Origin of the sequence: Streptomyces sp. NPDC016562, assembly GCF_043076955.1 — a bacterium.
Classification (GTDB): Bacteria; Actinomycetota; Actinomycetes; order Streptomycetales; family Streptomycetaceae; genus Streptomyces.
In genome coordinates this window covers 1,535,952-1,560,467 of record NZ_JBIBRZ010000002.1, presented here as the reverse complement: position 1 = coordinate 1,560,467, position 24,516 = coordinate 1,535,952, and the positions used below count along the sequence as shown (strand labels likewise).

Here is a 24,516-nt window from a genome sequence, read left to right as displayed (position 1 = left end):
CCCCGACGATCCGTCAGTGGCCGGGCAGCGCGCACACGCTGTCGAGGCCGAGCACGTGGTTGAGCCGGCCGAAGGCCAGCCAGGAGCCGATGCTCATCGTCAGCTCCACGATCTCCAGCTGGCTGTAGTGCGCGGTCATCCGGTCCCAGAACTCGTCGTCGAGCCCGTGGTGGTCGAGGGTGTACCGCTCGGCGTACTCCGCCGCCAGCCGGGTGCGGTCGTCGAAGGCGTCGGTGGTGCGCCACTGGGTGACGGCCTCGGAGAACTCCTCCTCGACCTTCTCCCCCTCCCGTTCGGTGCGCCAGTCCAGGCAGAAGACGCAGCCGTTGATCTGCGCCACCCGCAGCCGGGCGGCCTCGAACTCGCGCAGTCCCAGGGTGGTGTGGGCGTACACCGACAGCGAGAAGTTGGCCGCGGCCATCCCGATGCCGGGGACCATGTCACCCCACACGTACTCGATGGGGTGCTGGCCTTCGGGGACGTCGATCCTCATGAGTGCTTCCTTCCGAGTCTGCCGACGGCGGCGCGCAGCGGGACGTCGAGCGCGTCGTAGAGTCCGGGCTCCGCCTCGGTGAGCCAGTCGATGGCGCCCACGAGGCGTCCGACGGCGGTGGCGTTGCCACCGGCCGAGCGGTTGTCCCCCTCGTCGGTGGCCTCGATGGTGACCTCGATGCGCGGACGGCCTTCGATGACCACCCGGTGGGCGCCGTCGCCGCCGTCGGGCGGTACGGGCCAGTCCGGGGCGCACGAGGCGTGGATACGGGTGACGTGCTCGATGACGATGCGCGGCTCGCCGCCGACGATGCCCTGGACCTCGAAGCGGATCGCGCCCTGGGTGCCGGCCTCGAACTCGCCCATGGTCGGTGTGGTCACCGTGGTGTCGAGCGCGCGGCGCTGCGAGGTCTCGCGGATCTCGTCGAGCTCGACCCCCAGGGCCCGGGCCATCATGCGTATCTGCCCGCCCCACACCATCGTCGGGATGGAGGGCATGAGCATCATCGGCTCGTGGTCCATGGGCTGGCCCATGCCGACGAGGTGGCGGACGGAGTCCGGCTGGTCGTAGGTGGAGTAGTCGAAGATCTCCTGGCAGCGGATCACGTCGATGGTGGTGCCCAGTCCGCTGAGCAGGAGGGGGAGTACGTCGTTGCCCCAGCCGGGGTCGACGCCGGAGGCGAAGAGCGAGCCGCCGCCCTCCGCGATGGCGGCGAGCACCGGGTCGCGGAACTCGGGCGGGGCGTTGCGGTGGTCGTAGAGGGGGTAGAGGGCGGGGCTGACGACGACCGCGCCGGACCGGATCGCCCGGGTGATGTCGGCGAGGGCGTCGTCGGGCCGGACGTCCCCGGACGCGGCGTACACCACGGCCTGCGGGCGCGCGGCCAGTACGGCCTCGATGTCGTCGGTGGCCGGGACCCCCAACGGCTGTTCGAGTCCGCCGAGTTCGCCCGCGTCGCGGCCGACCTTGGCGGGATGGTGGACGATGACTGCGGCGAGCCGCAGGGCGGGATGGGCCTCGACGGCGCGGATGGCCAGACGGCCGACGTTGCCGGTACCCCAGACAACCGTGGAAATCATGCGCGGAGGGTAGCCACAGCGCCTTCAACTTCCTAGGCCCAGAGGGACCTCAGTGGTCCTTGGAGGGACCTCACTGGTTCTTGGCGCCCAGGACGAACAGGAGGTAGACGAAGAAGGCGAAGAGATGGCCGACGAACAGGTAGGCGACCAGCCGGATCACCAGGCCGCGCGGGAACTTCGACTCGATGCGTGCCCGCAGCGTCACGGGGTTCTCTCCTTGGGACATCACTACGGCTCCTGGGCTATCGGGGGTGCGTGGACGTGGGGTTCCCGCCGAGGCACAGCCCGGCGAGGCTGCTCTGCAGCAGGGTGTGGACGAACAGCAGGTCGGCTCCGCCGGTGGAGGCCGCCGCGATCCGGTGCGGGGTGAGCGAGTCGAAGTGCGCGCTGTCCCCGGGCTCCAGCAGGTGCTCGGCCTCCCCCAGGTGCAGCCGCAGCCGGCCCTGGAGGACGTACAGCCATTCCTCACCGGGGTGTACGCGGACGAGCTCGCCCTGGCTTCGGCCGTGGGGGACGTGCACGCGCAGCGCCTGCATCCCGCGCCCCGAGCCGCCCGCCTGCCAGTACGTCCACCCGTCGGCCTCGCGGGCGCCCGGACCCCCGGCCCGTACGATGGGATCGGCGGCGGCGGGGGTCTCGCCGAGCAGCTCGGAGACCGTCGTCCCGTAGGTGCGGGCGAGGCCGAGCAGCAGCGGCAGCGAGGGCTGGCGGCGGCCGGTCTCCAGCCGGGACAGGTGGGCGGGCGAGAGCCTGGCCCGGGCGGCGGCGGCTTCCAGCGTGAGCCCGGCGCGGCGGCGCAGTTCCCGCAGTTGCGGGGCCACCGCGGGCAGCTCCTCGGGGGCGTCTTCGGGGCCGGGATTCATGCCCCGATTGAGCCAGAGCTTTGCCTTTCTGGCAATTCACCTTACCTCTGAGGCAAAAACTGCGGGTTGTTTACCAAACGGGTCGACCCGTATAGTAAATCGCATGAGTTCCTCTCCGTCCTCCCGAGGACGTCCCAGGGATCCCCGCTCGCACGAGGCGATCGTCAGCGCGGCCGCCGAGCTGGTGACCGAGGTCGGCTACGCCGCCACGTCGATCGGGGCGGTGGCCGCCCGGGCCGGGGTCGGCAAGGACACGGTCTACCGGCGCTGGCGGGGCAAGCCGGAGCTGGTCTTCGAGGCCGTGTTCACGACCACCGACGACGCTCCGGTCCCGGACACCGGGAGCCTGGCCGGGGACGTGACCGCACTCCTGCGCGGCCTGGTCGACGAGTTCCGCGCCCCGGCCGCCGCGGCGGCGCTCCCGGGGCTGCTCGCGGACTTCGCCGCCGATCCGGTGCTGAAGGCACGCATCCGCAGCGACTTCCTGGCCCCCTCGAAGGAGCGCCTGCTGATCGTCTTCGAGCGGGCCGTGGCCCGCGGGGAGATCGCCGCCGACACCCCCGTGGACCTGGTCCTGGACGCGCTGGCGGGAGCCGTGTTCTTCCACGTCGGTCTGGTCGGAGAACAGCCCGACCCCCAGCTGGCCGACCGGCTGGCTGCTGTCATGGTCAAAGGAATCGAGATCCGATGAACGGCTGGCTTCTGGCTGCGGGCGTCACCGCGTTCGGTGTCGCGGCGACGCACATCGCCGCCGGGCACCGGGACGTGGTGCGCCCGCTGCTGTCCTGCGCACTCGCGGACGAACCCAAGCGCGTCCTGCACGCCGTGTGGCACATGGTGAGCGTCGACCTGGTGCTCTCCGCGGCCGCCCTGGTCTACCTCGCGCTCGCGGGCGGCACGTCGGCGACCGGCCCGATGGCGTGGTTCGTGGCGGCGCACTTCCTCGCGTACTCCGTCGCCTTCCTGGTCGTCACCTTCGCGGTCGGCTGGTCGAAGCCACTGCTCCGGCTGCCGCAGTGGATCCTCCTCCTGCCGGTCGCGGTCCTGGCGGCGGCGGGCGCCGCGTAGCCCTCGCCCACCCCCGCAGGGCACGCGCCGCGTCTGCTCAGCCCTCGTTCCCGGCCCCGAGGACCGTCTCGACGGTGTCGGCGTCCTCCGCGCTCTTGTCCGGGCGGTGCCTGAGCACGCGTGCGAAGCGCAGGGCCACCCCCGCCGGGTAGCGCGGGGAGCGCTGGAGGCCGTCGTAGGCGATCTCCACCACCAGTTCGGGCCGCACGCGTACGGTGAAGCCGTCGTCCGAGGTGGCGAGCGCCTGCAGCGCCCCGGTCTGCCAGCGCAGCATCTCGTCGGTGAGTCCCTTGAAGGTCTTGCCGAGCATGGCGTACGTACCGTCCGCGGCCCGCGCCCCGAGGTGCAGGTTCGACAGCAGTCCGGTGCGCCGTCCGTGGCCCCATTCGGCGGCGAGGACCACCAGGTCCAAGGTGTGCACCGGCTTGACCTTCAGCCAGTGCTTGCCACGCCGCCCGGCGGCGTAGAGCGAGTCGAGCCCCTTGACCATGACTCCCTCGTGACCGCGGCGCAGGGTCTCGGCCCAGAACTCCTCGGCGAGGGCCGCCTGCGTCTGCGGGTCCTCCACCGCGAGGCGGCGGACCCGGGCGCTCTCGGGCACGAGCGCGGCGAGGGCCTCGTACCGCTCGCGGACCGGGCGGTCGAGGAGGACCGCGTCGCCCGAGGTCAGGATGTCGAAGAAGTAGGGGACGACCGGCAGCGTGCGCCGGGCGGTCTCGACGTCGAGCCGGGAGCCGACGCGGCTCGCGATCTCCTGGAAGGGGACGGGGCGGCCGTCGGCCGTCCGGCCGATGACCTCGCCGTCGAGGATGAAACGCTCCCCCGGCAGCGACCGGGCCAGTTCGGTGACTTCCGGGAGCCGCTGGGTGATCTCGTCCAGGGAGCGCGTGAACACCCGTACGCCGTCGCCGTCGCGGTGGACCTGCACCCGGATCCCGTCGAGCTTCTCCTCCACCGCGCACGGCCCGACGGTGGTGAGGGCCTCGGCGACGGAGGAGGCGGTGGCCGCCAGCATCGGCTGTACGGGCTGCCCGACGCGCAGGGTGACGGCGCCCAGCGCCGCCGCCCCTTCGGCGAGCACCGCCGCCGCGACCCGCGGCAGCGAGCCGTCCAGCATCACGGCCCGGCGCAGCTCGGCGGCCGGGACCCCGGCCGCCGCTGCCACGCCCTCCAGGGCCACCGCGTCGAGCGCGCCCTGGCGCACCTCGCCGGACAGCAGGCGGCGCAGGAACGCCTGCTCGGGCTCGGTGGCCGCGCCCAGCAGGGCGTCGAGGACCTGGCGCCGGCGGGCCGCGGAGCCGGGGCCGGCCACGGCGGCGAGCTCGGTCACGGCCGCGTCGACCGCGCGGACGGTCAGGGTGGGTTCCCGGGCCGGCGCGGTCTCCTGGCCGAGGGCGCGCCAGCCGACGCCCGGGCGGCCCTGCGGGAGGCGTCCGGCGAGGTAGGAGACGACCAGGCCGGCCTCCTCGGGGGGCGCGGCGGCGAAGAGCTCCGCGAGCAGGGCGGTCTTGCGGGACCGGGCGGAAGTACCGGTGATCTCCGCAGACACGCGCACGACTTCGGCCAGCAGCATGGGGCCATCCTCCCGCCGACCCGCGCGCGGCGCAGGTCGGCACTTGTACCGCGCCCGCGGTACACACGGACGGCGGTGTACGCCTGGAGAAGGGCGGGACATGCCCCTCCGGGCGTCTAGGGTTCCCCGTATGAAGATCCGAATGCCCCGGCGCCGCCGAGACCGCCTCCTCGCGGGCGTCGCCGCGCTCGCCGTCGTCGCGGGAGCCGGTACGTGGACGGCCGCGGCCGCCGGCGGCGATGCACGGCCCGTGCACCGCGAGGACCGCGTGATCGACATGCCCGACGTCGGCATCGACACCTCGTTCTTCACCGACTCCACCACCGGCGACGGGAGGAAACGTCCCGCTGTGCTCCTCGGGCACGGCTTCGGCGGCAGCAAGACCGACGTCCGCGAGCAGGCCGAGGAGCTGGCCCGCGACGGGTACGCCGTGCTGACGTGGTCGGCGCGCGGTTTCGGCGCCTCCGGCGGCCGGATCGGCCTGAACGACCCCGAACACGAGATCAAGGACGTCTCCCGGCTGATCGACTGGCTGGCGACCCGCCCGGAGGTGCAGCTCGACGCGGCCGGCGATCCGCGCGTGGGCGTGACCGGGGCCTCCTACGGTGGGGCGGCCGCGCTGCTCGCCGCGGGCCACGACCGGCGCGTGGACGCGATCGCCCCGCAGATCACCTACTGGAACCTCGCGGACGCCCTCTTCCCGAGCGGCGTGTTCAAGAAGCTGTGGTCGGGCATCTTCTTCACCACCGGCTCCTCCGGCGGGATGGGGCAGCAGGCCCGGCCGGCCCCCCGGCAGCAGCCGCCCGCCGCCCCCGGCTGCGGGCGCTTCGAGCCCGAGCTCTGCGCGATGTACGAACGCGTCGCGGTGGCCGGGAAGCCCGACCCGGAGGCCGTCGCGCTGCTGGAACAGCGCAGCCCTTCGGCCATCGGCGGCAAGATCAAGGTCCCGGCCCTCATCGTGCAGGGCCAGGGCGACTCGCTCTTCCCGCTGGACCAGGCCGACGCCATGGCCAGGGCCATCGCGGCCAACGGCGCGCCCGTCTCCGTGGACTGGGCGGCCGGCGGGCACGACGGCGGCATGCGCGAGGCGGACCGGGTCGAGGCCCGGGTGACGGCCTGGTTCGACCGCCACCTCAAGGGCGACGACGGCGCGGACACCGGCCCGGCGTTCCGGGTCTCGCGCTCCGGCGGCATCGACTCCACGGACGGCGAGGTGAAGCTGCGCGGCGCGAGCGGGGATGCGTACCCCGGGCTCACGGCGGAGCCTCGGGAGTTCGCCCTCGCGGGAGGGGAGCAGAGCTTCGCCAATCCGGCGGGCGGCGCACCGCCCGCGCTGTCCTCGCTGCCGGGCCTCGGCGGGCAGCTCGCCGCGTTCGGAGCCGGCCTCTCGCTGGACTTCCCCGGGCAGAACGCCGGCTTCCAGTCGGCGCCGCTGGCCGAGGACGTACGGATCACCGGGACCCCGACCGTCACCCTGAACGTGAGGTCGACGGCTGCGGACGGTTCGGCCGTGCTGTTCGGCAAGGTGTACGACGTGGGGCCCGACGGGCAGCAGCAGGTGCTGCCCAACCAGCTCGTGGCCCCGGTGCGGGTGGAGAACGCGCAGCAGGGTGTGCGCGTGGAGCTGAGGCTGCCCGCGATCGACCACTCCGCCCCGGCCGGGCACCGGTTGCGGCTGGTGGTCGCCGCCACCGATCTCGGCTACGCGACCCCGGCCGCGCCGGCCACCTACACCGTCGCGGTGGAGGGGCCCCTGAGCGTGCCCGTCGCGGCCGGGGTACGGACCGCCGCGGCGGGCCTGCCCGCCTGGACCTGGTGGCTGCCGCTGGGCGCGGTGGCGCTGGCCGCGGCGCTGCTCGGCGTCCGGCGGACCGGGCGGGGCGGCGCGGGGAGCGGGGGCGTGGGCGGCGGCGTACCGCAGCCGCGGGCCGAGCTGTCCGACGTACCGCTGGAGATCACCGGGCTGACGAAGCGGTACGCGAAGGCGCAGGACCGGTACGCGGTGCGGGACGTGTCGTTCCGGGTGGAGAAGGGGCAGGTGCTCGGGCTGCTCGGGCCCAACGGAGCCGGCAAGACCACCACGCTGCGGATGCTGATGGGCCTGATCTCGCCGGACGCCGGGGAGATCAGGGTGTTCGGGCACGCGGTGCGGGCCGGAGCGCCGGTGCTGTCGCGGGTCGGGGCCTTCGTGGAGGGCGCGGGGTTCCTGCCTCACCTGACGGGCCGGGCGAACCTGGAGCTGTACTGGCAGGCCACCGGCCGCCCGGCCGAGGACTCGCACATGGCCGAGGCGCTGGAGATCGCCGGGCTCGGCGACGCGCTGGAGCGGGCGGTGCGCACGTACTCGCAGGGCATGCGCCAGCGGCTCGCGATCGCGCAGGCGATGCTCGGGATGCCGGACCTGCTGATCCTCGACGAGCCGACGAACGGTCTGGACCCGCCGCAGATCCGGGAGATGCGGGACGTGATGATCCGCTACGCGGCGGGCGGGCGGACGGTCATCGTCTCCAGCCACCTGCTGTCCGAGGTGGAACAGTCCTGTACGCACCTGGTGGTGATGGACCGCGGGCAGCGGGTGGCCGCGGGCGAGGTCGCCGAGATCACCGGTGGCGGGGACACCCTGCTGGTGACGCTGGCGGAGCCGGTGGACGAGGCGGGCCTGGAGAAGGTGAGGGCGTTGGAGGGAGTGGCCTCGGTGGCGGCCACCGATGACGGGCTGCTCGTGCGGCTGGAAGGGGCGACGGCCGCGTGGCTGATCGCCGAACTCGTACGGCTGGAGGTGCCGGTGACCGGAGTGGGGCCGCACCGGCGGCTGGAGGACGCGTTCCTCACCCTGATCGGAGGTCCGGCATGACCGCGGTGCAAGAGGTGGCTCCGGGCTACCGGGCCGGCCGTACGCTGCCCCTGCGGGTGGAGGCCCTGCGGCAGTGGCGCCGGCGGCGGACGCTGGTGATGGGCGGGGTGCTGGCCGCGCTGCCCTTCGTCCTGGTCTTCGCGTTCGCCGTCGGGGGCGGGCCGGGCAGCCGCAGCGGCGGGAACGGCCGGATCACCCTCGTCGACTCGGCCACGGCCTCGGGCGCGAACTTCGCCGTGACCTGCCTGTTCGTTTCGGCGGGCTTCCTGCTGGTGGTGCCGGTGGCGCTGTTCTGCGGGGACACGGTGGCGTCGGAGGCCAGCTGGTCCTCGCTGCGCTACCTGCTGGCCTCGCCGGTGCCCCGGGCGCGGTTGCTGTGGAGCAAGCTGGTGGTGGCGCTGGGCTTCAGTCTGGCGGCGATGGTACTGCTGCCGGTGGTGGCGCTGGGGGTGGGCACGGCCGCGTACGGGTGGGGGCCCATGAAGCTTCCGACGGGCGGGGTGCTGGCCACCGCGGACATCGCGCCGCGCCTCGCGCTGGCGGTGGCCTTCGTCTTCGTGTCGCAGCTGGTGACGGCGGGCCTCGCCTTCTGGCTGTCCACGCGGACGGACGCGCCGCTGGGGGCGGTGGGCGGTGCGGTCGGGCTGACGATCGTCGGCAACGTCCTGGACGCGGTGACGGCGCTCGGCTCCTGGCGCGAGTTCCTGCCGGCGCACTGGCAGTTCGCGTGGGCGGACGCGTTGCAGCCGCAGCTGGAGTGGGGCGGGATGGTCAAAGGCGCGGTGGTGTCGGTGTCGTACGCGCTGGTGCTGTTCGCGCTGGCGTTCCGTGGGTTCTCCCGCAAGGACATCGTGTCGTAGACCGGTGGCGGCCTGCGTTCGGCGCGGCCGTGGGGTGCGGAGGGCCGCTCAAGCCCACCTCAGTCCGGGTTCACGACCGTGGTGCGGCCGAGGTCGGGGCGGTCGCGCAGGGGGAGTTCGGTGCCGGGGCGCTCCAGTTCGAGGATGATGATCTCGTTCTCGCCGTCCTGCCACAGGGGGCCGGGGGCGTAGAGGGTGCGCTGGGGGCCGCGCGGGGTGTCGTAGTGGCCGAGGAGGAAGCCGTTCAGCCAGATCAGGCCGGTCCCCCAGCCCGAGACGTCGAGGAAGGCGTCGGCCGGGCCCTGCCCGGGCGTGTGGGTGAAGCGGTGGAAGGCGGGCTTTCCGGTCGGCGGGGCGGGGGCGGGGCCGGTGTCCTCGCCGGCGGCGGACCAGTCGAGTCCGCTCAGGTCGGTGAGCGGCAGCGGCCGGATCTCCCATTCGAAGAGGTGCTGGTGGCCGTGGCGTACGCCGCGCCAGATGCCCTTGCGGTCGTCGAGGAGCGGTCCGTAGTTGACCCGTCCCTGGGCCCGGACCAGTACGTCGAGGACCAGGCCCGCCCCGCCGACCGCCAGGTCGATCCCCACCTCGGGGGTGTTGCGGTCCAAGGCGCCGAGCGGCTCTCCGTCGGCGAAGAGGTACGCGCGGTCGCCGAGGCCGTCGATCCTGACGGGCATGGCCGGCCGCGGGCCGGTGAGGGTGGTGCGGTAGTGGATCAGGCCGTGGCTCTGGCCGAGCCGCTCCATGGACTCCGGGGCCGGGCGCAGCACGGGCGGGCCGCCGAGCAGGTCGAGGGCGGCCAGCAGCGCGCTGGTGCCCGCGGGGGTGGCGAGGGCGGGGGTGATGCGGGGCGGCGGCTCGGGCAGCGGCCCGTCGGGCAGGGGCACGTACCGGCCGATGACCTCCCGCAACGCGTGGAACTTGGGGGTGAGTTCACCGGCCTCGCCGATGGGCGCGTCGTAGTCGTAGCTGGTGACGGTGGGCTGGTAGCCGGGGTCCCCCGGGTGGGAGCCGGTGTGGTTGGCGCCGGCCCAGAAGCCGAAGTTGGTGCCGCCGTGGGCCATGTAGAGGTTGACGGAGGCGCCGGTGGCGAGGAGTTCGTCGAGCGACTCGGCCGTGTCCTGCGCGACGCGGACGTGGTGCTCCTCGCCCCAGTGGTCGAACCAGCCGATCCAGAACTCCATAGCGGTGAGGGGGCCGGTCCGCTCGTAGCGGCGCAGAGCGGCGAGGCGTTCGGCGGGCCGGGCACCGAAGGTGGCGGTGGCGAGCCGGCCGGGGACCGTGCCGCCCTGGAGCATGGCGTCCTCGGGGCCGTCGGCGGTGAACAGCAGGCAGTCCACGCCGCGTTCGACGAGGGCCCGCTCCAGGTGGGCGCGGTAGCGGGTGTCGTTGCCGTACGAGCCGTACTCGTTTTCGATCTGCACGGCGACCACGGGCCCGCCGCGGCTCGCGAGCAGCGGCAGCAGTTCGGGGACGACCAGGTCGTACCAGCCGTCCACCTCGGCCTCGAAGCGCGGGTCGGAGCACCGCAGGTGGAGCCCGTCGACGGCGAGGAGGCGGGCGGGCAGGCCGCCGAAGTCCCATTCGGCGCAGATGTAGGGGCCGGGGCGCACGATGGCGTCGAGGCCCAGGTGCTGGGCGGTGCGCAGGAAGCGGCCGAGGTCGCGCCAGCCGGTGAAGTCGGCCTTGCCGGGGGAGGTCTCGTGGAAGTTCCAGGGGACGTAGGTGTCCACGGTGTTCGCACCGAGGGCGCGCAGGCGCCGCAGCCGGTCCTCCCACAGGTCGGGGTGGACCCGGAAGTAGTGCAGGGCCCCGGAGACGATGCGGTGCGGGCGGCCGGCCCGCCGGAATCCGTCGTGGTCCTGCGTGAGCATGCGCGGACTCCCGGGGGACGTGGAGCTGCCGTGGTGTGCGGGACGCCGCCGAATATAGGAACGGGCCGTCCGCGCCGTCAATGACCGGTCATAGGGGACGCACCGACAGGCTCTCCAAGTACGCCCGCCCTGCGGCGAGTTGCCCCGGCAGTGCGGCGGCGTCGGGGTACCAGCGCTTCTCGTACTCCCAGCACAGCCAGTCGTCGGGCGCCGCGGTGGCCACGGCCTCGGCCAGGGGCAGCGCTCCGGCGCCGAGCCGGACCGGGGTGAGGTCGTGCGCGGACCGCACGTCCTTGACCTGGACGTAGCCCAGGTGCGCGGCCAGGGCGCGTCGGGATGCGGCGGGGGCCTCACCGCCCAGCCAGGTGTGCAGCACGTCCCACAGCGCGCCGACGGACGGATGCGCGACCGCGTCGAGCACCCGGGCGGTGGCGGCCGCCGTGCGGTGGGAGTCGTGGGTCTCCAGCAGGATCCGTACGCCGTGGCGCTCGGCGAAGGGTGCGGCGGCCAGCAGCCGGCGCACGGCGTTGCCGTCGGCGGCCTCCTGCGGCAGGTCCCCGCCGCCCGGGAAGACCCGTACGCAGGGGGCCTGGAGATCGGCGGCGAGCCGTACCAGCGCGCGCAGTTCGGCGAGGACCGGTTCGTCCGCACCGGGAGCCGCCACCCTCGCGTAACCCGCGACCGCGAGGACGGCGACGCCCGCGGCGGTCAGGGTCCGCAGCGCGGCGGCGCGCGCGCCGGCCGGGCTGGCGGGGTGCAGGGGTTCCTCGGGGTGGGCCCGCAACTCGATGCCCTCGAAGCCGTGGGATGCCGCGAGGGCGGCGGCGCGGTCGAGCGGCGCGCCCGGCAGGCCTAGCGTGGAGAAGGCGTATCTCACGGCGGCTCCCACAGTCCTCGTCATCACGCCAGGGCGGTGACGGTCATGGCCCAAGCGTGACATAGCGTGCCCTGCATGGATCAGGAGCACATGGCCGGGGCGGCCGGGGGCGACGAGGGCCCGGGCGCGGCCCGGCGGCGCTTCCTCGCCCTCGCGACGGGGGCGGCCACGGCGGCCGGAATCGGAGCCGTCGCCGGCTGCGCGGGCGGGGACGGCGGCACGGACGGGCAGGGCGCCAAGGGCGGCGAGCGGGCCGACGGGTCCGCCAAGCCCGGCGGCGAGCCCTCGGCGGCGGCCGGCCACGGCTTCGACGTCGCGGCCGAGAACGCGCGCCCCGGCCACGGCGACTGGCCGGTGACCAAGGCCGGTCCGGAGCGCGCCATCGAGGGCTTCGCGGACAAGGTCAGCGTCCTTCCGGGCGAGTCCTTCGGGCTGCACGTGTCGACCACCGCCCCGCGGTTCACGGTCTCCGCCTACCGGATGGGCTGGTACGGCGGCGCCCGGGCCCGGCTGGTGTGGCGTTCCGAGGCGCTGCCCGGGGCCCGCCAGCCCGAGCACACGGTGGACCCCGCCACCCGCATGGTGCGCACCCGGTGGGCCCGTACCACCACGGTCGAGACCAAGGACTGGCCGGAGGGCTGCTACCTGCTGCGGCTGGACGCGCAGGGCGGCGAGGGCCAGCGCTTCGTGCCCGTCACCGTCCGCTCGGCGGCCACGGCCGGGCGTACCGTCGTGGTCAACGCGGTGGCCACCTGGCAGGCCTACAACCGGTGGGGAGGCTACGGCAGCTACGACGGCCCCAGCGGCGGCTACGCCTCGCGCTCCCTGTCCGTGAGCTTCGACCGGCCCTACGCCTACGACGACGGCGCGGGCCTGTTCCTGACGTACGAGGCCCCGCTGCTCGCCCTCGCCGAGCGGCTCGGCATACCCCTGGCCTACGCGACCACCACCGACGTGGCCCGGGAGAAGCGCCTGCTGGAGGGGGCGGCGGCCGTGCTCTCGCTCGGCCACGACGAGTACTGGTCGCCGGAGCAGCGGGCCCACGTCACGGCGGCGCGCGACGCCGGGACCAACCTCGCGGTCCTCGGGGCGAACTGCTGCTACCGCCGGATCCGGCTGGAGCCCTCCGACCTCGGGCCGGACCGCACGCTGGTCTGCTACAAGTCCTCCTACGCGCAGGATCCCGGCTTCAAGCGCGGCCATCCGGCGACCGTGGACTTCCGCTCGGCGCCCGGTGCGGACCCGGAGAGCTCGCTGCTCGGCGTGATCTACGACGGCTATCCGGTGGACGCCCCCTACGTGGTGACCCACCCGGGCCACTGGCTGTTCGAAGGCACCGGCGCGCGGGCCGGCGACCGCTTCGCGCACCTGGTCGGGGTGGAGTACGACAAGGTCGACACCGGTTTCCCGACACCGCGGCCGATCGAGATCCTGGCCCACTCCCCCGTGGTGTGCGAGGGCCGTCCCAGCCACCAGGACACGGCCTACTACACCGTGCCGAGCGGGGCGGGCGTCTTCGCGACCGGAACGATGCGGTGGGTGGAGGCCCTGGACGCCACCGGCGACGGCGCCGGCGGCGCCCACCACGGGATGGACGCACGGACCGGGGCCCTGACCACCCGGGTGACGGAGAACCTGCTGCGGGTCTTCGCGGCGGGCCCGGCGGGCCGGACCTACCCGGCGCAGGACAACGTCCGTGCCGTGTACGGGAGTTAGCGAGGCCCTCCGGTGGAGCTCGGCACGGGCCCGTACGGCTACCCGTAGACGATGTTCGGCGCGCCCGTGCCGGGGTGGACCCCGATGCGGGTGCGCACCCCGTACACCTCGGCCAGCAGGTCCTCCGTGAGGACCTCCCGGGGCGGTCCCGAGGCGGCGACCCGGCCGCCCTTCAGCACGTACAGCCTGTCGCAGAAGGAGGCGGCGAGGTTGAGGTCGTGCAGGACGAGCAGGCTGGTGGCGGGCAGGGCGCGGACCAGGCCGAGGATCTCCAGCTGGTAGCGGATGTCCAGGTGGTTGGTCGGTTCGTCCAGGGCGAGCAGGCCGGGGTCCTGGACCAGGGCGCGGGCCACCAGGGTGCGTTGGCGCTCACCGCCGGAGAGCTCGTCGAAGCGGCGCTCGGCGAAGGGGAGCGCGCCCACCGTCTCCAGTGCCCCGGCCACGCGGCGCACGTCGTCGGGGCCGTCCTGCATCCAGAACCGTTTGTGCGGGCTGCGCCCCATGGCGACGACCTCGCGGACGGTCAGCCCGAGCGTGCCGCTCGCGTCCTGCGGTACGACCGCCACGCGCCGCGCCCGTTCCTTGACGGTGAGCGCGGCCGCGTCGGCGCCGTCGAGCAGGATCCGGCCGGCGGTGGGCCGCAGGACGCCGTAGACGCAGCGCAGCAGGGTGGTCTTGCCGCTGCCGTTGGGGCCGACCACGCCCACCGTCTCGCCGGGCCGGGCGGTGAGGTCGACGCCGTGCAGCAGGGTGTGCCCGTCGGTCTCGTACCGCACGCCCCGCACGGCGAGTTCCACCGGCCGCGCCGATGTCCCGGTCATCCGGTGACCCCCTCGGTCCGGCTGGAGCGGCGCAGCATCCACAGGAAGAACGGCCCGCCGACGAGCGCGGTGACCACGCCGACCGGGATCTCCTCGGGCGCGGCGGCCGTACGGGCGAGCAGGTCGGCCAGGAGCAGGAACACGGCCCCGCCCAGCGCGGCCACCGGCAGGAGCGCCCGGTGTCCGGCGCCGACGACCATCCGCGCGGCGTGCGGGACCATCAGCCCGACGAAGCCGATCGCGCCGCTGTAGGCGACGAGCACGCCGATGACCAGCGAGGTGAGCACGAAGACGGCGGCGCGGAACCGTCCGGTGTCCAGGCCCAGGGTGTGCGCGCCCTCCTCCCCGGCGAGGAGCAGGTCGAGCGGCCGGGCGAGGGCGACGAGCAGGACGGTGCCGACGAGCAGGGCCGTGGCGGGCAGCGCCAGTTCGTCCCAGCGGGCCCCGCCGAGGCCTCCGAGGGTCCAGAAGAGGACGGAGCGGATCTGGTCGGGGTGCGCGGCGAGCACCAGGACGAGGCTGGTGAGGGCGGACAGGACGTACTGGACGGCGACTCCGGCCAGGATGAGCCGGCCGGTGGTGAAGCTCGCGCCGCGCCGGGCCATCGCGTAGACGGCGACGAGCGCGCCCATCGAACCGGCGAAGGCGGCGAGCGGCACGCCCACCCCGCCGGCGAATCCGGCGGCCCCCGCCCCCGCTCCCGCCCCGGCTCCGGCCCCGAAGACGATCACGAGGACGGCTCCCGCCGAGGCGCCGGAGGAGGCGCCGAGCAGGAAGGGGTCCGCGAGCTGGTTGCGTACGAGCGCCTGCAGCACGGTGCCCGCCACCGCGAGCCCCGCCCCGACCACGGCCCCCAGGAGCACGCGCGGCATCCGGACGTCCCACACGATGGAGGCGAAGGCCCCGGTGCGCCGCTCGCCGGACAGGCCGCCGAGGACGATGTCCAACACCCGGCCCGGGGCGATCCGTACCGGCCCCAGGGCCAGGCCCGCGACGGCGGACGCGGCGAGCGCGCAGACGAGTACGAGCAGGACGGTGGCGGTGCGCAGCCTCACGGGGCATCGGGGTGGAGCTGGCGGCCCAGGGACTCGACCGCGTCGGCGACGCGTACGCCCAGGACGGCGGAGGAGAGCGGCAGGACGACGAACCGCCGGTTCTTGACGGCGGGGACCCCGGCGAGGGCCGGGTCGTTCACCAGGCGCTGCTTCTTGGCTTCGACGGTGGTGCCGCCGTAGTCGTAGATGAGGACGACCTCGGGTGCCCGCTCGATGACCTTCTCCCACGACACCTCACCGAAGGTGTCCTTGAGGTCCGCGAAGACGTTCGTGCCGCCCGCGAGGGAGACGATCTCGTTGCCGATGCCGTTGCCCCCCGAGGTGGAGGCGGAGGTCTCGCCCGAGTCGTAGACGAAGACGGACGGCCGGGGCGCGTCCTTGACTCGGGCGGTCACCGCGTCGATGCGGCGCTGCTCGTCCTCGACGAGCCGGGCGCCGCGCTCGGGCACGCCGAAGGTGCGGGCGACCTCGGTGATCTCGGTCTTGAGCTGGTCGAAGCCGACCCGCCCCTCGGAGCAGTACTCCACGTTCAGCCGGGAGTTGATGCCCGCCTTCGCGAGCGCCTCGCGGTCGCGGCCCTGCGCCTTGTCGAAGGCGCTGGCGTATCCGCCGTACACGAAGTCGGGATCGGCGCCGAACAGGACCTCCTTGGAGGGGTATTCCCTGGCCAGCACCTTGATCTTGTCGTAGGCGGGCCGGTAGAGCGGCAGCACGGCGTCGTCGAGATAGGCGGAGCCGACGATCCGCTCGCCCAGCCCGAGGGCGAGCAGCAGCTCGGTGGAGTGCTGGTTCATGGTGACGGCGCGCTGGGGCGGGGCCTGATAGGTGCTGCTCACCCCGCAGTTGGTGAGGGTGTACGGGAAACCGGGCGCGGCGGCGGAGTCCGCGGCGGCCCCGTGCTCCCGCACGTCCGGTGAACTGCCGCACGCGGCCAGGGGTATGAGGAGGACGAGGGGAACGAAGGCGCGGCAAAGGGCGCGGGTGCGCGACATGGCGAAGGCCTCTCCGGGGGATCCGCGTCCCCTGGTCGACGTGAAGAACGAGCAGAGGCGGTGCGTCAGTGTCTGACTCCCGGATCTCCCGCGGGGGGACGTCCGGTCACAGTGGCGGGACCGCACCGGAATCGCACCGGTTTCCTGTCCTGCACCGCCTGGGTGACGTGCCCCAGTCTGCCAGAACGGCGGGAGGGCGCGGGCGGCGGCAAGGGGGTCCGCCGACGCGCGGGTGGCGGAAGCCGGGGTCGCGGAGGATCGTGGGCAGGGTAGCCGTGGATCGGGAGGTCCGCCATGCGCCGCAGCCGAGCACCGGGCCGCTCGCGGAGCGCCTTCGCGGCGGTCGCGCTGCTGGCCCCCGCCCTCCTGGTGCCCGCGCTGGTGGCCGGGGCGCCCGGCGGATCCGGGGAGACGGTCTCCCTCACGGGTGACGGGCCCGGACAGCGCCTCGACGTCACGCTCACGCAGGTGGTCGACCCGGCCGCCCCCGCACGCTCCGCCACTGTCGAGCCCGGCGGCGACGACCGGCTCGTCGCGGTGCGGTTCCACCTGGAGAACACCGGGACGGCCGACTACGAGGACTCCCCCGCGGCCTGCGCGCATCTGCTCGACGCCACCGGGCAGCGGTTCACCGGGCTCGACCTCCCCACGACCGCCGGGCCGCGCTTCCCCGACACCCTCACGCTCCGGCCCGGCGGCGACGCGGAGGGCTTCGTGACCTTCCGGCTGCCGAAGGACGCCGGCCCGGCCGCGGTCCAGTTCGCCCTGAACGGCGGCTTCGCGGACGACGTGGGCCAGTGGAGCCTGCCCTGAGGGCGGCCCGCGGTCGTCAGGACGCGCGCCAGACCGTCATGTCCGCGGTCACCCACTGAGGCCAGTTCTTCAACTGCACCAGCGACTTGTTCTGGATCACGAAGAGCGCGATGTCGCCCGACGGGTGCTTGATGCAGAACGCGCTGCCGTTCGTCGCCCCGGCCAGCCCGAACTCGCGCGTGTCGACGTCCGTGAGGGCGGCCCGGCACACGTCCAGGGAGCCCTGCTGATCGGGGAACAGCATGGTGATCACGCTGGAGTCGCTCTCCAGGTCGCAGCCGGTCCTCTCGCAGTTCAGCCGGATGTCCCCCGAGCGGTCCTGGCGCTGGGCCGGTTCTTTTTTGACGCCGACCGAGTTCTCCGTGTCCAGGCGCACCCCGGCGTACGGGACGGCTGCGGGCGGCTTGGACTCCTGGGGCGGGCCCGACGCCGGTCCGGCGGCTCCCGCCGTCCCGCCGCCGGTCGCGGACGCGGCCGAACCCGACGCCGTCCCCGCGGCCGGTCCCGACACCGGTCCCGAGGGGGTCTTCTGCGCCGCCGGGGACCCGTTGCGGACGCGCAGCAGCCTGCCGATGTCGTCCATGTACGTCCAGGCCAGACCGGTCAGCACCATGGCCGACGTCGTCACCGCCGCAGCGGTGACCAGTGCGACGCGCCGCCTGCGGGCCCGCCGTTGCTCCGGTGCGGCCGGGGCCGGCGCGGGCCGCCACCGCCGCAGCAGCGGCGTCGTGTGCACCGAGGTGGGATCCGGAACAGGAGCAGGGACCTCCACCTCCGGCCCCATCAGCTCGCGCCAGACGGCCGGGCCGCCGCCCGCATCCGCGTCCGCCCCCAGCCGCTGCCGGCACCACGCCACGATCTCCGCCGGGGTGGCCCGCTCCTTGGGATCGGCGGCCAGGCACCGGGCGATCACCGGGCGCAGCTGCTCGGGCAGGTGGGACAGGTCGGGCTGGGAGTGCACGATCCGGAACATGACGCTCAGCTGGGGGCCGCCTCCGTACAGCGCCTCGCCCGTCGCCGCGAACGCCGCCGTCTGGCCCAGCGTGAAGACGTCGGTGGCCGCCGTGACCTCGCCCGACGACGCCTGTTCGGGCGCCATGTACTGCGGCGTCCCGATGGCGTTGCCCGTCCCGGTGGCCGCGGTGACGCCGGACGCCAGCGAGATCCCGAAGTCGATGACCCGGGGACCGTCCGCGGCCAGCAGCACGTTCGACGGCTTCAGGTCCCGGTGCACGATGCCCGCGCCGTGGATGGCCTGGAGCGCCTCGGCCACCCCCGCCATCAGCCACAGCACGGCGGGAACCGGCAGCGGTCCGCGGCGGGCGACGGCCTCGGACAGCGAGGGGCCGGGCACGTACAGGGTGGCCAGCCACGGCGGGGTCCCGTCCGCCTCGGCGTCGATCAGCTCGGCGGTGTACGCCCCCTTGACCCGGCGGGCCGCCTCCACCTCCCGGCGGAACCGCCGCCGGAACGCCGGGTCCTCGGCCAGCTCCGGGCGTACGACCTTGATCGCCACAGGGCGGCCGCCCCGGGTGTGCGACAGGTAGACCCGGCCCATGCCACCGGCGCCGAGCCGAGCGGCGAGGCGGTATCCGGCCACGGTCGGCGGGTCCTCCGCCAGCAGGGGCTGGAACACCTCGGTCGCGCTGTTCATCGGTCTCCCCCCGATCACCTGATCAACCGATGAGTTGATCCACATCCACCGCCACACCCTAAGCGCCGTGCGGCGACGGGAATCCGCGGGGGGAGCCGACTCCCTCACGCCCCGGCGGGCCGCTCTTCCCAGCGCCCCGGGAGCGCGGTCCGGGCGGCCAGGGCGGCCGTCTGCGCGAAGGCGGGGACGTGGCCGGTGCCGCCGCGGCCCGAGACCGAGAGGCAGGCGGCGGCCGTCCCGTAGGCCACGGCGTCCGCGAGGGTGTCGCCGAGGGCGAGGCGGGCGGTGGCGGTCCCGGTGAAGCAGTCGCCCGCGCCGGTAGCGTCGACCGGCGCCGGGTTCACGGGCACGGTGTGGAAGGCCTGCCGCGCGCCGTCGTCGAGCAGGAGCCGGCCGGCGCCCGCGGTGACCACGACCGTACGGGCGCCCAGGGCGCGCAGGCGGGTCGCGGCGGTGCGCGGGTCGTCGGTGTCCACCAGGGCCCGGGCGTCGGCCGGGCAGGAGGTCTTGAGCAGCCCGGTCAGCGGGGCGATGCGCGCCAGCAGGTCCCGGGCCTGGGGCCGGTCGGTCAGCCGGGGGCGGAAGTTGGGGTCGTACGTGAGGTGCCCGCCCGCCCCGTGCACGAGGTGCGCGGCGGCCAGTACGGCGTCGCGGCTGCTCGGCGACAGGGCACCGGTGACGCCGCTGGTGATCAGGGCCCGGCACCGGGTCAGAAGCGGCCGCCAGGACTCGATGTGCCGGGGTGCGAGGGTGGAACCGGCGCTGCGGGCGCGCCAGTAGACGAACTCGCGCTCGCCGTCGGTGTCGGCGCAGAGCAGGTAGGCGCCGTTGGGGTGCGGGGCCCGGTGGACGTGGGTGACGTCCACGCCGAGCTCGGCGGCCCGCCGCAGCAGCGGCACGCTCAGCTCGTCGTCACCCACGACGGTGAGCAGGGCGGTCCGCGCCCCGGCCGCGGCCGCGGCGGCCGCCGCGTTGAGGGCGTCCCCGGAGTAGGAGAGGCGCGCCCGCGTGCCGGCGGTGGCCGCGCTCAGGGCGGTGTCCGCGTGGATCTCGACGAGCACCTCCCCGAGCACGAGGACGTCGTAACCCGTCACCGCGGGGACCTCGCGCAGCAGCCGTCGCCGCACGGCCCGGAAGGTCCGGCAGCTCCGGCCGCTCCGAGCGGCTCCGCCGGTTCGGCCAGCGCGGCGAACAAGGCGGCCAACTCCCCCGGCTTGGTGGGCAGTCCGTCCCCTATGCCGACGGCGGTCGCACCGGCGGCGAGCCACCCGGGGACCTCGGCGGGCCGGATCCCGCCGGTCGGGATGAGCACCGCCTCGGGCAGGACGGCCCTGAGGGAGCGGAGGAAGCCGGGACCGCCCACGTGCGCCGGGAAGACCTTGGCGGCGCCGGCCGCCCGTACGGCGGAGGCGATCTCGCCGGGGGTGAAGCCGCCCTCGACGAAGACGGCTTCACGGCGCTCGGCGACCTCGCGGACCTCGGGGGCGGGATACGGGGAGATCAGGAAGGCGGCGCCCGCGTCCAGGGCGGTCTCGGCCTGCGCGCCGGTGGTGACCGTGCCCACGCCGAGGAGGGCGCGGCGGCCGTGCGCGTCGCGGAGCGGGAGCGTACGGGCGAGGGCGTCGGCCCAGCCCGGGGTGGTGGTGGTCAGTTCCACCGCCCGGCAGCCCGCGGCGAGCAGGGCGGTGGTGTGGCGGACGGCCTCGTCGGCGTCGGCGTGACGCAGCACGGGCAGGAGGCGCTGGGCGGCCATCACGTCGTACGGGTGGCAGGACAAAGGACCCTCCCCTCGTTCCACGTAGTGGAACGGGGTATCGTCATGCGGAACGATGTGGTCTAGACCCTACACAGGCCGGGAGTTCGCGTGTCAACACACCTGCCAGCCCTCGCATCGACGGACGAGGCGGTCCTCGCGTCAACCGATGAGGCGGCCGTGGCTCCTCGCGGCGGCCGCGCCTCCGCGGCCGGTTCCGCCCTGGAGAAGTCCCTGCGCGTCCTGGAGGCCGTGGCGGCTCCCCACGGCCCGCACCGGCTGACCGACCTCGCCGCGGCCGCGGCGGTGCCCAAGTCCAGCGCCTTCCGGATCCTGACTTCGCTGATCGAGCAGGGCTTCGTGCGCCAGGGGGCGGACAGCCGCTACGGCCCCGGCCCGCGGCTGCGCGGGCTCGGCGCGCTGGTCACCGGCGGGGAACCGGCGAGCATCGGCCACGTCCTCGGCGAACTCCGGCGGACCACCGGCCACACGGTCCATCTCGCCCTGCACACGGGGGAGACCATCACCTACATCCGCAAGCTCGAAGGCGACCAGCCGTTCCGCACCGCCTCCCGGATCGGCATGCGGATGCCCCTGCACACGACGGCGATCGGCAAGAGCATCCTGGCCCACCTGCCCGACGAGGAGGTGCGGACCCTGATCGCCGCCACCGGGCTGCCGCAGCGGACCCCGCGCACGCTCGCCACCACGGAGGCGCTGCACGCCCAGCTGGCGGAGGTCCGCGCGCGCGGCTTCGCCCTGGACGACGAGGAGAACGAGCCGACCATCCGCTGCGTCGGCGCCGCCGTCCTCGGTCCGGACGGCCGCCCGGTCGGCGGGGTCAGCGTCACCACCGTCACCCTCCTGGCCTCCCGCGAGGAGATCGAGACGTACGCACCCGCCCTGCGCGCGGCCGCGCAAGCCCTCGCTCCGCTGCTGTGAAGCCCTTCGCGGAGACTTGCGAAAAAGTCCTGCGAAAACTATTTCCTGATAAGTGTTATCGGGGCACCCGTCGACGGTCTCCCAGGTATCGGGCATCATCGACCGCCGATACGGACAGGGAACATCACATGAGCACTCAGCACACGGCAGCGCTGGTGACAGCGGCCCGCGCGGGCGACCCCCGCGCGCAGGACGAGCTGGTCAGCACCCATCTCCCGCTCGTCTACAACATCGTCGGGCGCGCCCTGGGCGGCTCCTGCGACGTGGACGACGTGGTGCAGGACACGATGCTGCGGGCGCTCGACGGGCTGGGGGGCCTGCGTGCGGACGAGAGCTTCCGGTCGTGGCTGGTGGCCATCGCGATGAACCGGGTACGGGCCCACTGGCAGGCCCGCCAGAGCGGTTTCGGCGAGAGCACCCTGGAGGCGGCCGGGGACGTCGCCGACCCGGGCGCCGACTTCGTCGACCTGACCGTCGTACGCCTCCAGCTCGCGGGACAGCGGCGCGAGACGGCCCGCGCCACGCGCTGGCTGGAGCCGGAGGACCGGGCGTTGCTGTCGCTGTGGTGGCTGGAATGCGCCGGGGAGCTGACCCGGGCGGAGGTGGCGACCGCACTGGAGCTGTCCCCCCAGCACACGGCGGTGCGGGTGCAGCGGATGAAGGCGCAGCTGGAGTCGGCGCGGGTGGTGGAGCGCGCCCTGGACACGCAGCCGGGCTGCGAGGAACTGCGGGGCGTCCTGGCGGGCTGGGACGGGCAGCCGTCCGCGCTGTGGCGCAAGCGAATAGCCCGGCACGCCCGGGAATGCGTACGGTGCTCCGGTCTGTGGAGCGGACTGGTTCCGGCCGAGGGACTGCTGGCCGGTCTGGCCCTCGTACCGGTCTCGGCGGCGCTGCTGGCGGGCGTACGGTCCTCCGTGGCGGCCGGCTTCGCCCCTGCGGGCGCGGCCGTCGCCGCCGGCTCGGAGGGCGACTTCGCCGACGCGGCGACCCAGCTCACCCCGGTCGGGCATGCGGGCGGTGGCCGGGGCGCCCTGCGCAAGCGCCGGCGCGGCCGCCGCCGGGTGATCGGCGGCGCGGTGCTCGCCGCCTGCGTCGCGAGCGGCGGTCTGGTGTACCTGGGCGCCCTGCCCGGCTCGGATGACGTGAAGGAGGAAGGGGCCGCCTCCGCCGCCCCGCTGGCCGCGCTGTCGGCGACCGAGTCCACGGCCGCGCTCCCCTCGGAGTCGGCCTCCCCCTCGACGTCCGCCTCGCCCTCCCCGTCGGCGTCACCGTCGCCGTCCGCCTCGGCCAGTCCCAGCCCGAGCCCGTCGAAGGCCAGCGCCTCCCCGACCCGGCGGGCCTCCACTCCCCCGCCGGCGCCGGCCCCGCAGGGAGTCGCCGGCCAAGTCGTGGCCCTGGTCAACACCGAGCGGGAGGCCGCCGGCTGCGGCCCCCTCAAGGAGGACCCGCAGTTGCGCGCGGCCGCTCAGGGGCATTCCGACGACATGGCGGCCCGGGACTTCTTCTCGCACACCAACCCCGACGGCGCGGACCCCGGTCAGCGGACGACCGCCGCCGGGTACCGCTGGTCGACGTACGGGGAGAACATCGCGATGGGGCAGCAGACCGCCAAGGCGGTCATGGACTCGTGGATGAAGAGCCCGGGCCATCGCGCGAACATCCTCAACTGCTCCTTCAAGGACATCGGCGTGGGCATCCACACGGGCTCGGGCGGCCCCTGGTGGACGCAGAACTTCGGCGCCCGCTGACCGGAGGCGCCGGGCCCTGAGCCCCGCCCACCGAGGCACCCCTAGTGATGGAAGCCGGACCGGGGCGCCTCGGCCGGTACGGGCGGGGGCGTGGTCCGCAGGTGCTCCACGGCCCGGCGCAGGTCGGCGGCGAGCAGGGCCATCTGATCGCGGGTCACGCCGTGCCGGACCAGGACCCGCTGGACGACCGTGTCGTCACGGTCGGCGGGCAGCCGGTACGAGGGCACCTGCCAGCCGCGCATGCGCAGCCGGTCGGAGAGGTCGTACAGGCTGAAGCCGGCTGCGGCCGGGTCGGTGAGCGTGTAGGAGACGGCGGGCAGGGCCCCTTGGCCGTCGTAGAGGAGGGTGAAGGGGCCGATCCGTTCGATCTCGCGGGCCAGGTACTGGGCGGTCTCGGCGCAGGCCTGCTGGACCCGCCGGTAGCCGCCCCGGCCCAGGCGCAGGAAGAGGTAGTACTGGGCGATGACCTCGCCGCCGGGGCGGGAGAAGTTGAGGGCGAAGGTCGGCATGTCCCCGCCCAGGTAGTCCACCGTGAAGACGAGGTCGGCGGGCAGCAGGTCGGCGCTGCGCCAGACGATCCAGCCGACCCCGAGGGGCGCGAGCCCGTACTTGTGGCCGGAGGTGTTGACGGAGGCGACGCGCGGCAGCCGGAAGTCCCACACGACGTCGGGGTGCAGGAAGGGCGCGACGAATCCGCCGCTCGCCGCGTCCACGTGGAGGGGGACGTCCCATCCGTGCTCGGCCTGGATCCGGTCGAGTGCGGCGGCGATCTCGGCGACGGGCTCGTAGTCGCAGGTATAGGTGACGCCGAGGATGGCGACGACGCCGATGGTGTTCTCGTCGACGTACGCGGCGAGCTGATGGGGTTGCAGCCCGGTTTCGCCGGGCTCCAGGGGGACTTGGCGCAGCTCGACGTCGAAGTAGCGGGCGAACTTCTCCCAGCAGACCTGGACCGGGCCGCAGACCAGGTTGGGGCGGTCGGCCGGCAGGCCCGCGGCGCGGCGGCGCTCGCGCCAGCGCCATTTGAGGGCGAGGCCGCCGAGCATGGCGGCCTCGCTGGAGCCGGTGGTGGAGCAGCCGGTGGCGGCGGCTTCGGCGGGGGCGTTCCACAGGTCGGCGAGGATGTTGACGCAGCGGGCCTCGATCTCGGCGGTCTGCGGGTACTCGTCCTTGTCGATCATGTTCTTGTCGAGGCACTCGTTCATCAGGCGGTGCACGCCGTCGTCCGACCAGGTGGTGCAGAAGGTGGCGAGGTTCTGGGCGGCGTTGCCGTCGAGGAGGAGTTCGTTGTGGAGCAGCTGGTAGACGACTTCGGTGGGTGAGTGGTCCTCGGGCATCCGGTACTTGGGGAGGATCTGGCCGCTCAGCGCGGACGCGAACACGTCCGTCTCGGCGTCCGCGGCGCGTGCGTCCTTCGTCTCATGAAGTGCCATATCGGGACTATATGTGTCATAACCGCTGGACCGGGATGAGATCGACACCGC

At 74.2% G+C, this 24,516-nt stretch carries 22 protein-coding genes and 1 riboswitch; of the genes, 8 read left to right on the top strand and 14 right to left on the bottom strand.

Annotation, left to right across the window (positions count from 1 at the left end):
- Positions 1-13: 13 nt before the first annotated feature.
- The 4 genes from ACF059_RS14745 to ACF059_RS14730 all read right to left on the bottom strand — a co-directional run bounded on the left by ACF059_RS14745 (position 14) and on the right by ACF059_RS14730 (position 2,435).
- Positions 14-493 (bottom strand): carboxymuconolactone decarboxylase family protein, encoded by a 480-nt coding sequence (locus tag ACF059_RS14745; protein ID WP_392056313.1) that lies wholly within the window; start codon positions 491-493, stop codon positions 14-16.
- The gene (locus ACF059_RS14740) at positions 490-1,572 is read right to left on the bottom strand and encodes a dihydrodipicolinate reductase (protein WP_392056310.1); all 1,083 of its coding nucleotides are present in this window, start codon (positions 1,570-1,572) and stop codon (positions 490-492) included. The genes ACF059_RS14745 and ACF059_RS14740 overlap by 4 nt, the downstream gene beginning before the upstream one ends.
- Positions 1,573-1,642: 70 nt before the next feature.
- Entirely contained in the window at positions 1,643-1,777 is a 135-nt protein-coding gene (locus tag ACF059_RS14735; protein ID WP_366864781.1) for a DUF6126 family protein, read from the bottom strand.
- Positions 1,778-1,814: 37 nt separating this feature from the next.
- Positions 1,815-2,435 (bottom strand): helix-turn-helix domain-containing protein, encoded by a 621-nt coding sequence (locus tag ACF059_RS14730; RefSeq protein WP_392056306.1) that lies wholly within the window; start codon positions 2,433-2,435, stop codon positions 1,815-1,817.
- Between the two features lie 103 nt (positions 2,436-2,538).
- Here ACF059_RS14730 and ACF059_RS14725 point away from each other — a divergent pair, with 103 nt between their 5' ends.
- Positions 2,539-3,126, top strand: a complete 588-nt coding sequence (locus tag ACF059_RS14725) for a TetR/AcrR family transcriptional regulator (protein ID WP_392056303.1) — start codon at positions 2,539-2,541, stop codon at positions 3,124-3,126.
- Positions 3,123-3,503 (top strand): hypothetical protein, encoded by a 381-nt coding sequence (locus ACF059_RS14720; protein ID WP_392056301.1) that lies wholly within the window; start codon positions 3,123-3,125, stop codon positions 3,501-3,503. The genes ACF059_RS14725 and ACF059_RS14720 overlap by 4 nt, the downstream gene beginning before the upstream one ends.
- A 37-nt stretch (positions 3,504-3,540) precedes the next feature.
- Here the strand turns inward: ACF059_RS14720 and ACF059_RS14715 are convergent, their stop codons facing one another.
- Positions 3,541-5,076: an ATP-dependent DNA ligase gene (locus ACF059_RS14715; protein ID WP_392056298.1), complete on the bottom strand. Its 1,536-nt coding sequence runs from the start codon at positions 5,074-5,076 to the stop codon at positions 3,541-3,543.
- A gap of 130 nt (positions 5,077-5,206) precedes the next feature.
- On the opposite strand from ACF059_RS14715, the gene ACF059_RS14710 reads away from it, so the two are divergent.
- Positions 5,207-7,930, top strand: a complete 2,724-nt coding sequence (locus tag ACF059_RS14710; protein ID WP_392056294.1) for an alpha/beta fold hydrolase — start codon at positions 5,207-5,209, stop codon at positions 7,928-7,930.
- Entirely contained in the window at positions 7,927-8,790 is an 864-nt protein-coding gene (locus ACF059_RS14705; RefSeq protein ID WP_392056291.1) for an ABC transporter permease, read from the top strand. Before ACF059_RS14710 ends, ACF059_RS14705 begins: the two co-directional genes overlap by 4 nt.
- 59 nt (positions 8,791-8,849) lie before the next feature.
- Here ACF059_RS14705 and ACF059_RS14700 read toward each other — a convergent pair whose 3' ends face one another.
- Both ACF059_RS14700 and ACF059_RS14695 read right to left on the bottom strand, forming a co-directional pair.
- Complete coding sequence (locus ACF059_RS14700) at positions 8,850-10,661, bottom strand: beta-galactosidase family protein (RefSeq protein WP_392056289.1); 1,812 nt, start codon at positions 10,659-10,661, stop codon at positions 8,850-8,852.
- 88 nt (positions 10,662-10,749) lie between these two features.
- A complete protein-coding gene (locus ACF059_RS14695) occupies positions 10,750-11,538 on the bottom strand; it encodes a sugar phosphate isomerase/epimerase family protein (RefSeq protein ID WP_392056286.1) in 789 nt (262 codons plus the stop codon).
- A gap of 75 nt (positions 11,539-11,613) precedes the next feature.
- Between ACF059_RS14695 and ACF059_RS14690 the strand changes: the two genes are divergently transcribed.
- Entirely contained in the window at positions 11,614-13,254 is a 1,641-nt protein-coding gene (locus ACF059_RS14690) for a N,N-dimethylformamidase beta subunit family domain-containing protein (protein ID WP_392056283.1), read from the top strand.
- Between the two features lie 38 nt (positions 13,255-13,292).
- Here ACF059_RS14690 and ACF059_RS14685 read toward each other — a convergent pair whose 3' ends face one another.
- Genes ACF059_RS14685 through ACF059_RS14675 form a run of 3 tightly spaced genes read right to left on the bottom strand, consistent with a single transcriptional unit; the run spans position 13,293 to position 16,122 of the window.
- Entirely contained in the window at positions 13,293-14,075 is a 783-nt protein-coding gene (locus ACF059_RS14685) for an ABC transporter ATP-binding protein (protein ID WP_392056280.1), read from the bottom strand.
- Complete coding sequence (locus ACF059_RS14680) at positions 14,072-15,130, bottom strand: FecCD family ABC transporter permease (protein ID WP_392056277.1); 1,059 nt, start codon at positions 15,128-15,130, stop codon at positions 14,072-14,074. The genes ACF059_RS14685 and ACF059_RS14680 overlap by 4 nt, the downstream gene beginning before the upstream one ends.
- Positions 15,127-16,122, bottom strand: coding sequence for an ABC transporter substrate-binding protein (locus ACF059_RS14675; protein WP_392056274.1), 996 nt, complete (start codon positions 16,120-16,122; stop codon positions 15,127-15,129). The genes ACF059_RS14680 and ACF059_RS14675 overlap by 4 nt, the downstream gene beginning before the upstream one ends.
- A 45-nt stretch (positions 16,123-16,167) precedes the next feature.
- Positions 16,168-16,308, bottom strand: a riboswitch (cobalamin riboswitch).
- Positions 16,309-16,416: 108 nt separating this feature from the next.
- On the opposite strand from ACF059_RS14675, the gene ACF059_RS14670 reads away from it, so the two are divergent.
- Positions 16,417-16,935, top strand: coding sequence for a hypothetical protein (locus tag ACF059_RS14670; protein WP_392056271.1), 519 nt, complete (start codon positions 16,417-16,419; stop codon positions 16,933-16,935).
- Between the two features lie 16 nt (positions 16,936-16,951).
- Here the strand turns inward: ACF059_RS14670 and ACF059_RS14665 are convergent, their stop codons facing one another.
- The 3 genes from ACF059_RS14665 to ACF059_RS14655 all read right to left on the bottom strand — a co-directional run bounded on the left by ACF059_RS14665 (position 16,952) and on the right by ACF059_RS14655 (position 20,366).
- The gene (locus ACF059_RS14665; RefSeq protein WP_392056269.1) at positions 16,952-18,589 is read right to left on the bottom strand and encodes a serine/threonine-protein kinase; all 1,638 of its coding nucleotides are present in this window, start codon (positions 18,587-18,589) and stop codon (positions 16,952-16,954) included.
- A gap of 104 nt (positions 18,590-18,693) precedes the next feature.
- Positions 18,694-19,716 carry a PfkB family carbohydrate kinase gene (locus ACF059_RS14660; protein ID WP_392056266.1) on the bottom strand — a complete coding sequence of 341 codons (1,023 nt, stop codon included), beginning with the start codon at positions 19,714-19,716 and terminating at the stop codon, positions 18,694-18,696.
- Positions 19,680-20,366: a bifunctional 4-hydroxy-2-oxoglutarate aldolase/2-dehydro-3-deoxy-phosphogluconate aldolase gene (locus ACF059_RS14655; RefSeq protein WP_392056263.1), complete on the bottom strand. Its 687-nt coding sequence runs from the start codon at positions 20,364-20,366 to the stop codon at positions 19,680-19,682. Before ACF059_RS14655 ends, ACF059_RS14660 begins: the two co-directional genes overlap by 37 nt.
- A 156-nt stretch (positions 20,367-20,522) precedes the next feature.
- Between ACF059_RS14655 and ACF059_RS14650 the strand changes: the two genes are divergently transcribed.
- Both ACF059_RS14650 and ACF059_RS14645 read left to right on the top strand, forming a co-directional pair.
- Positions 20,523-21,284 carry an IclR family transcriptional regulator gene (locus tag ACF059_RS14650; protein WP_392056260.1) on the top strand — a complete coding sequence of 254 codons (762 nt, stop codon included), beginning with the start codon at positions 20,523-20,525 and terminating at the stop codon, positions 21,282-21,284.
- A gap of 128 nt (positions 21,285-21,412) precedes the next feature.
- The gene (locus tag ACF059_RS14645; RefSeq protein WP_392056258.1) at positions 21,413-23,032 is read left to right on the top strand and encodes a sigma-70 family RNA polymerase sigma factor; all 1,620 of its coding nucleotides are present in this window, start codon (positions 21,413-21,415) and stop codon (positions 23,030-23,032) included.
- A gap of 41 nt (positions 23,033-23,073) precedes the next feature.
- Here the strand turns inward: ACF059_RS14645 and ACF059_RS14640 are convergent, their stop codons facing one another.
- Positions 23,074-24,465 carry a glutamate decarboxylase gene (locus ACF059_RS14640; protein ID WP_392056255.1) on the bottom strand — a complete coding sequence of 464 codons (1,392 nt, stop codon included), beginning with the start codon at positions 24,463-24,465 and terminating at the stop codon, positions 23,074-23,076.
- Positions 24,466-24,516: the final 51 nt, after the last annotated feature.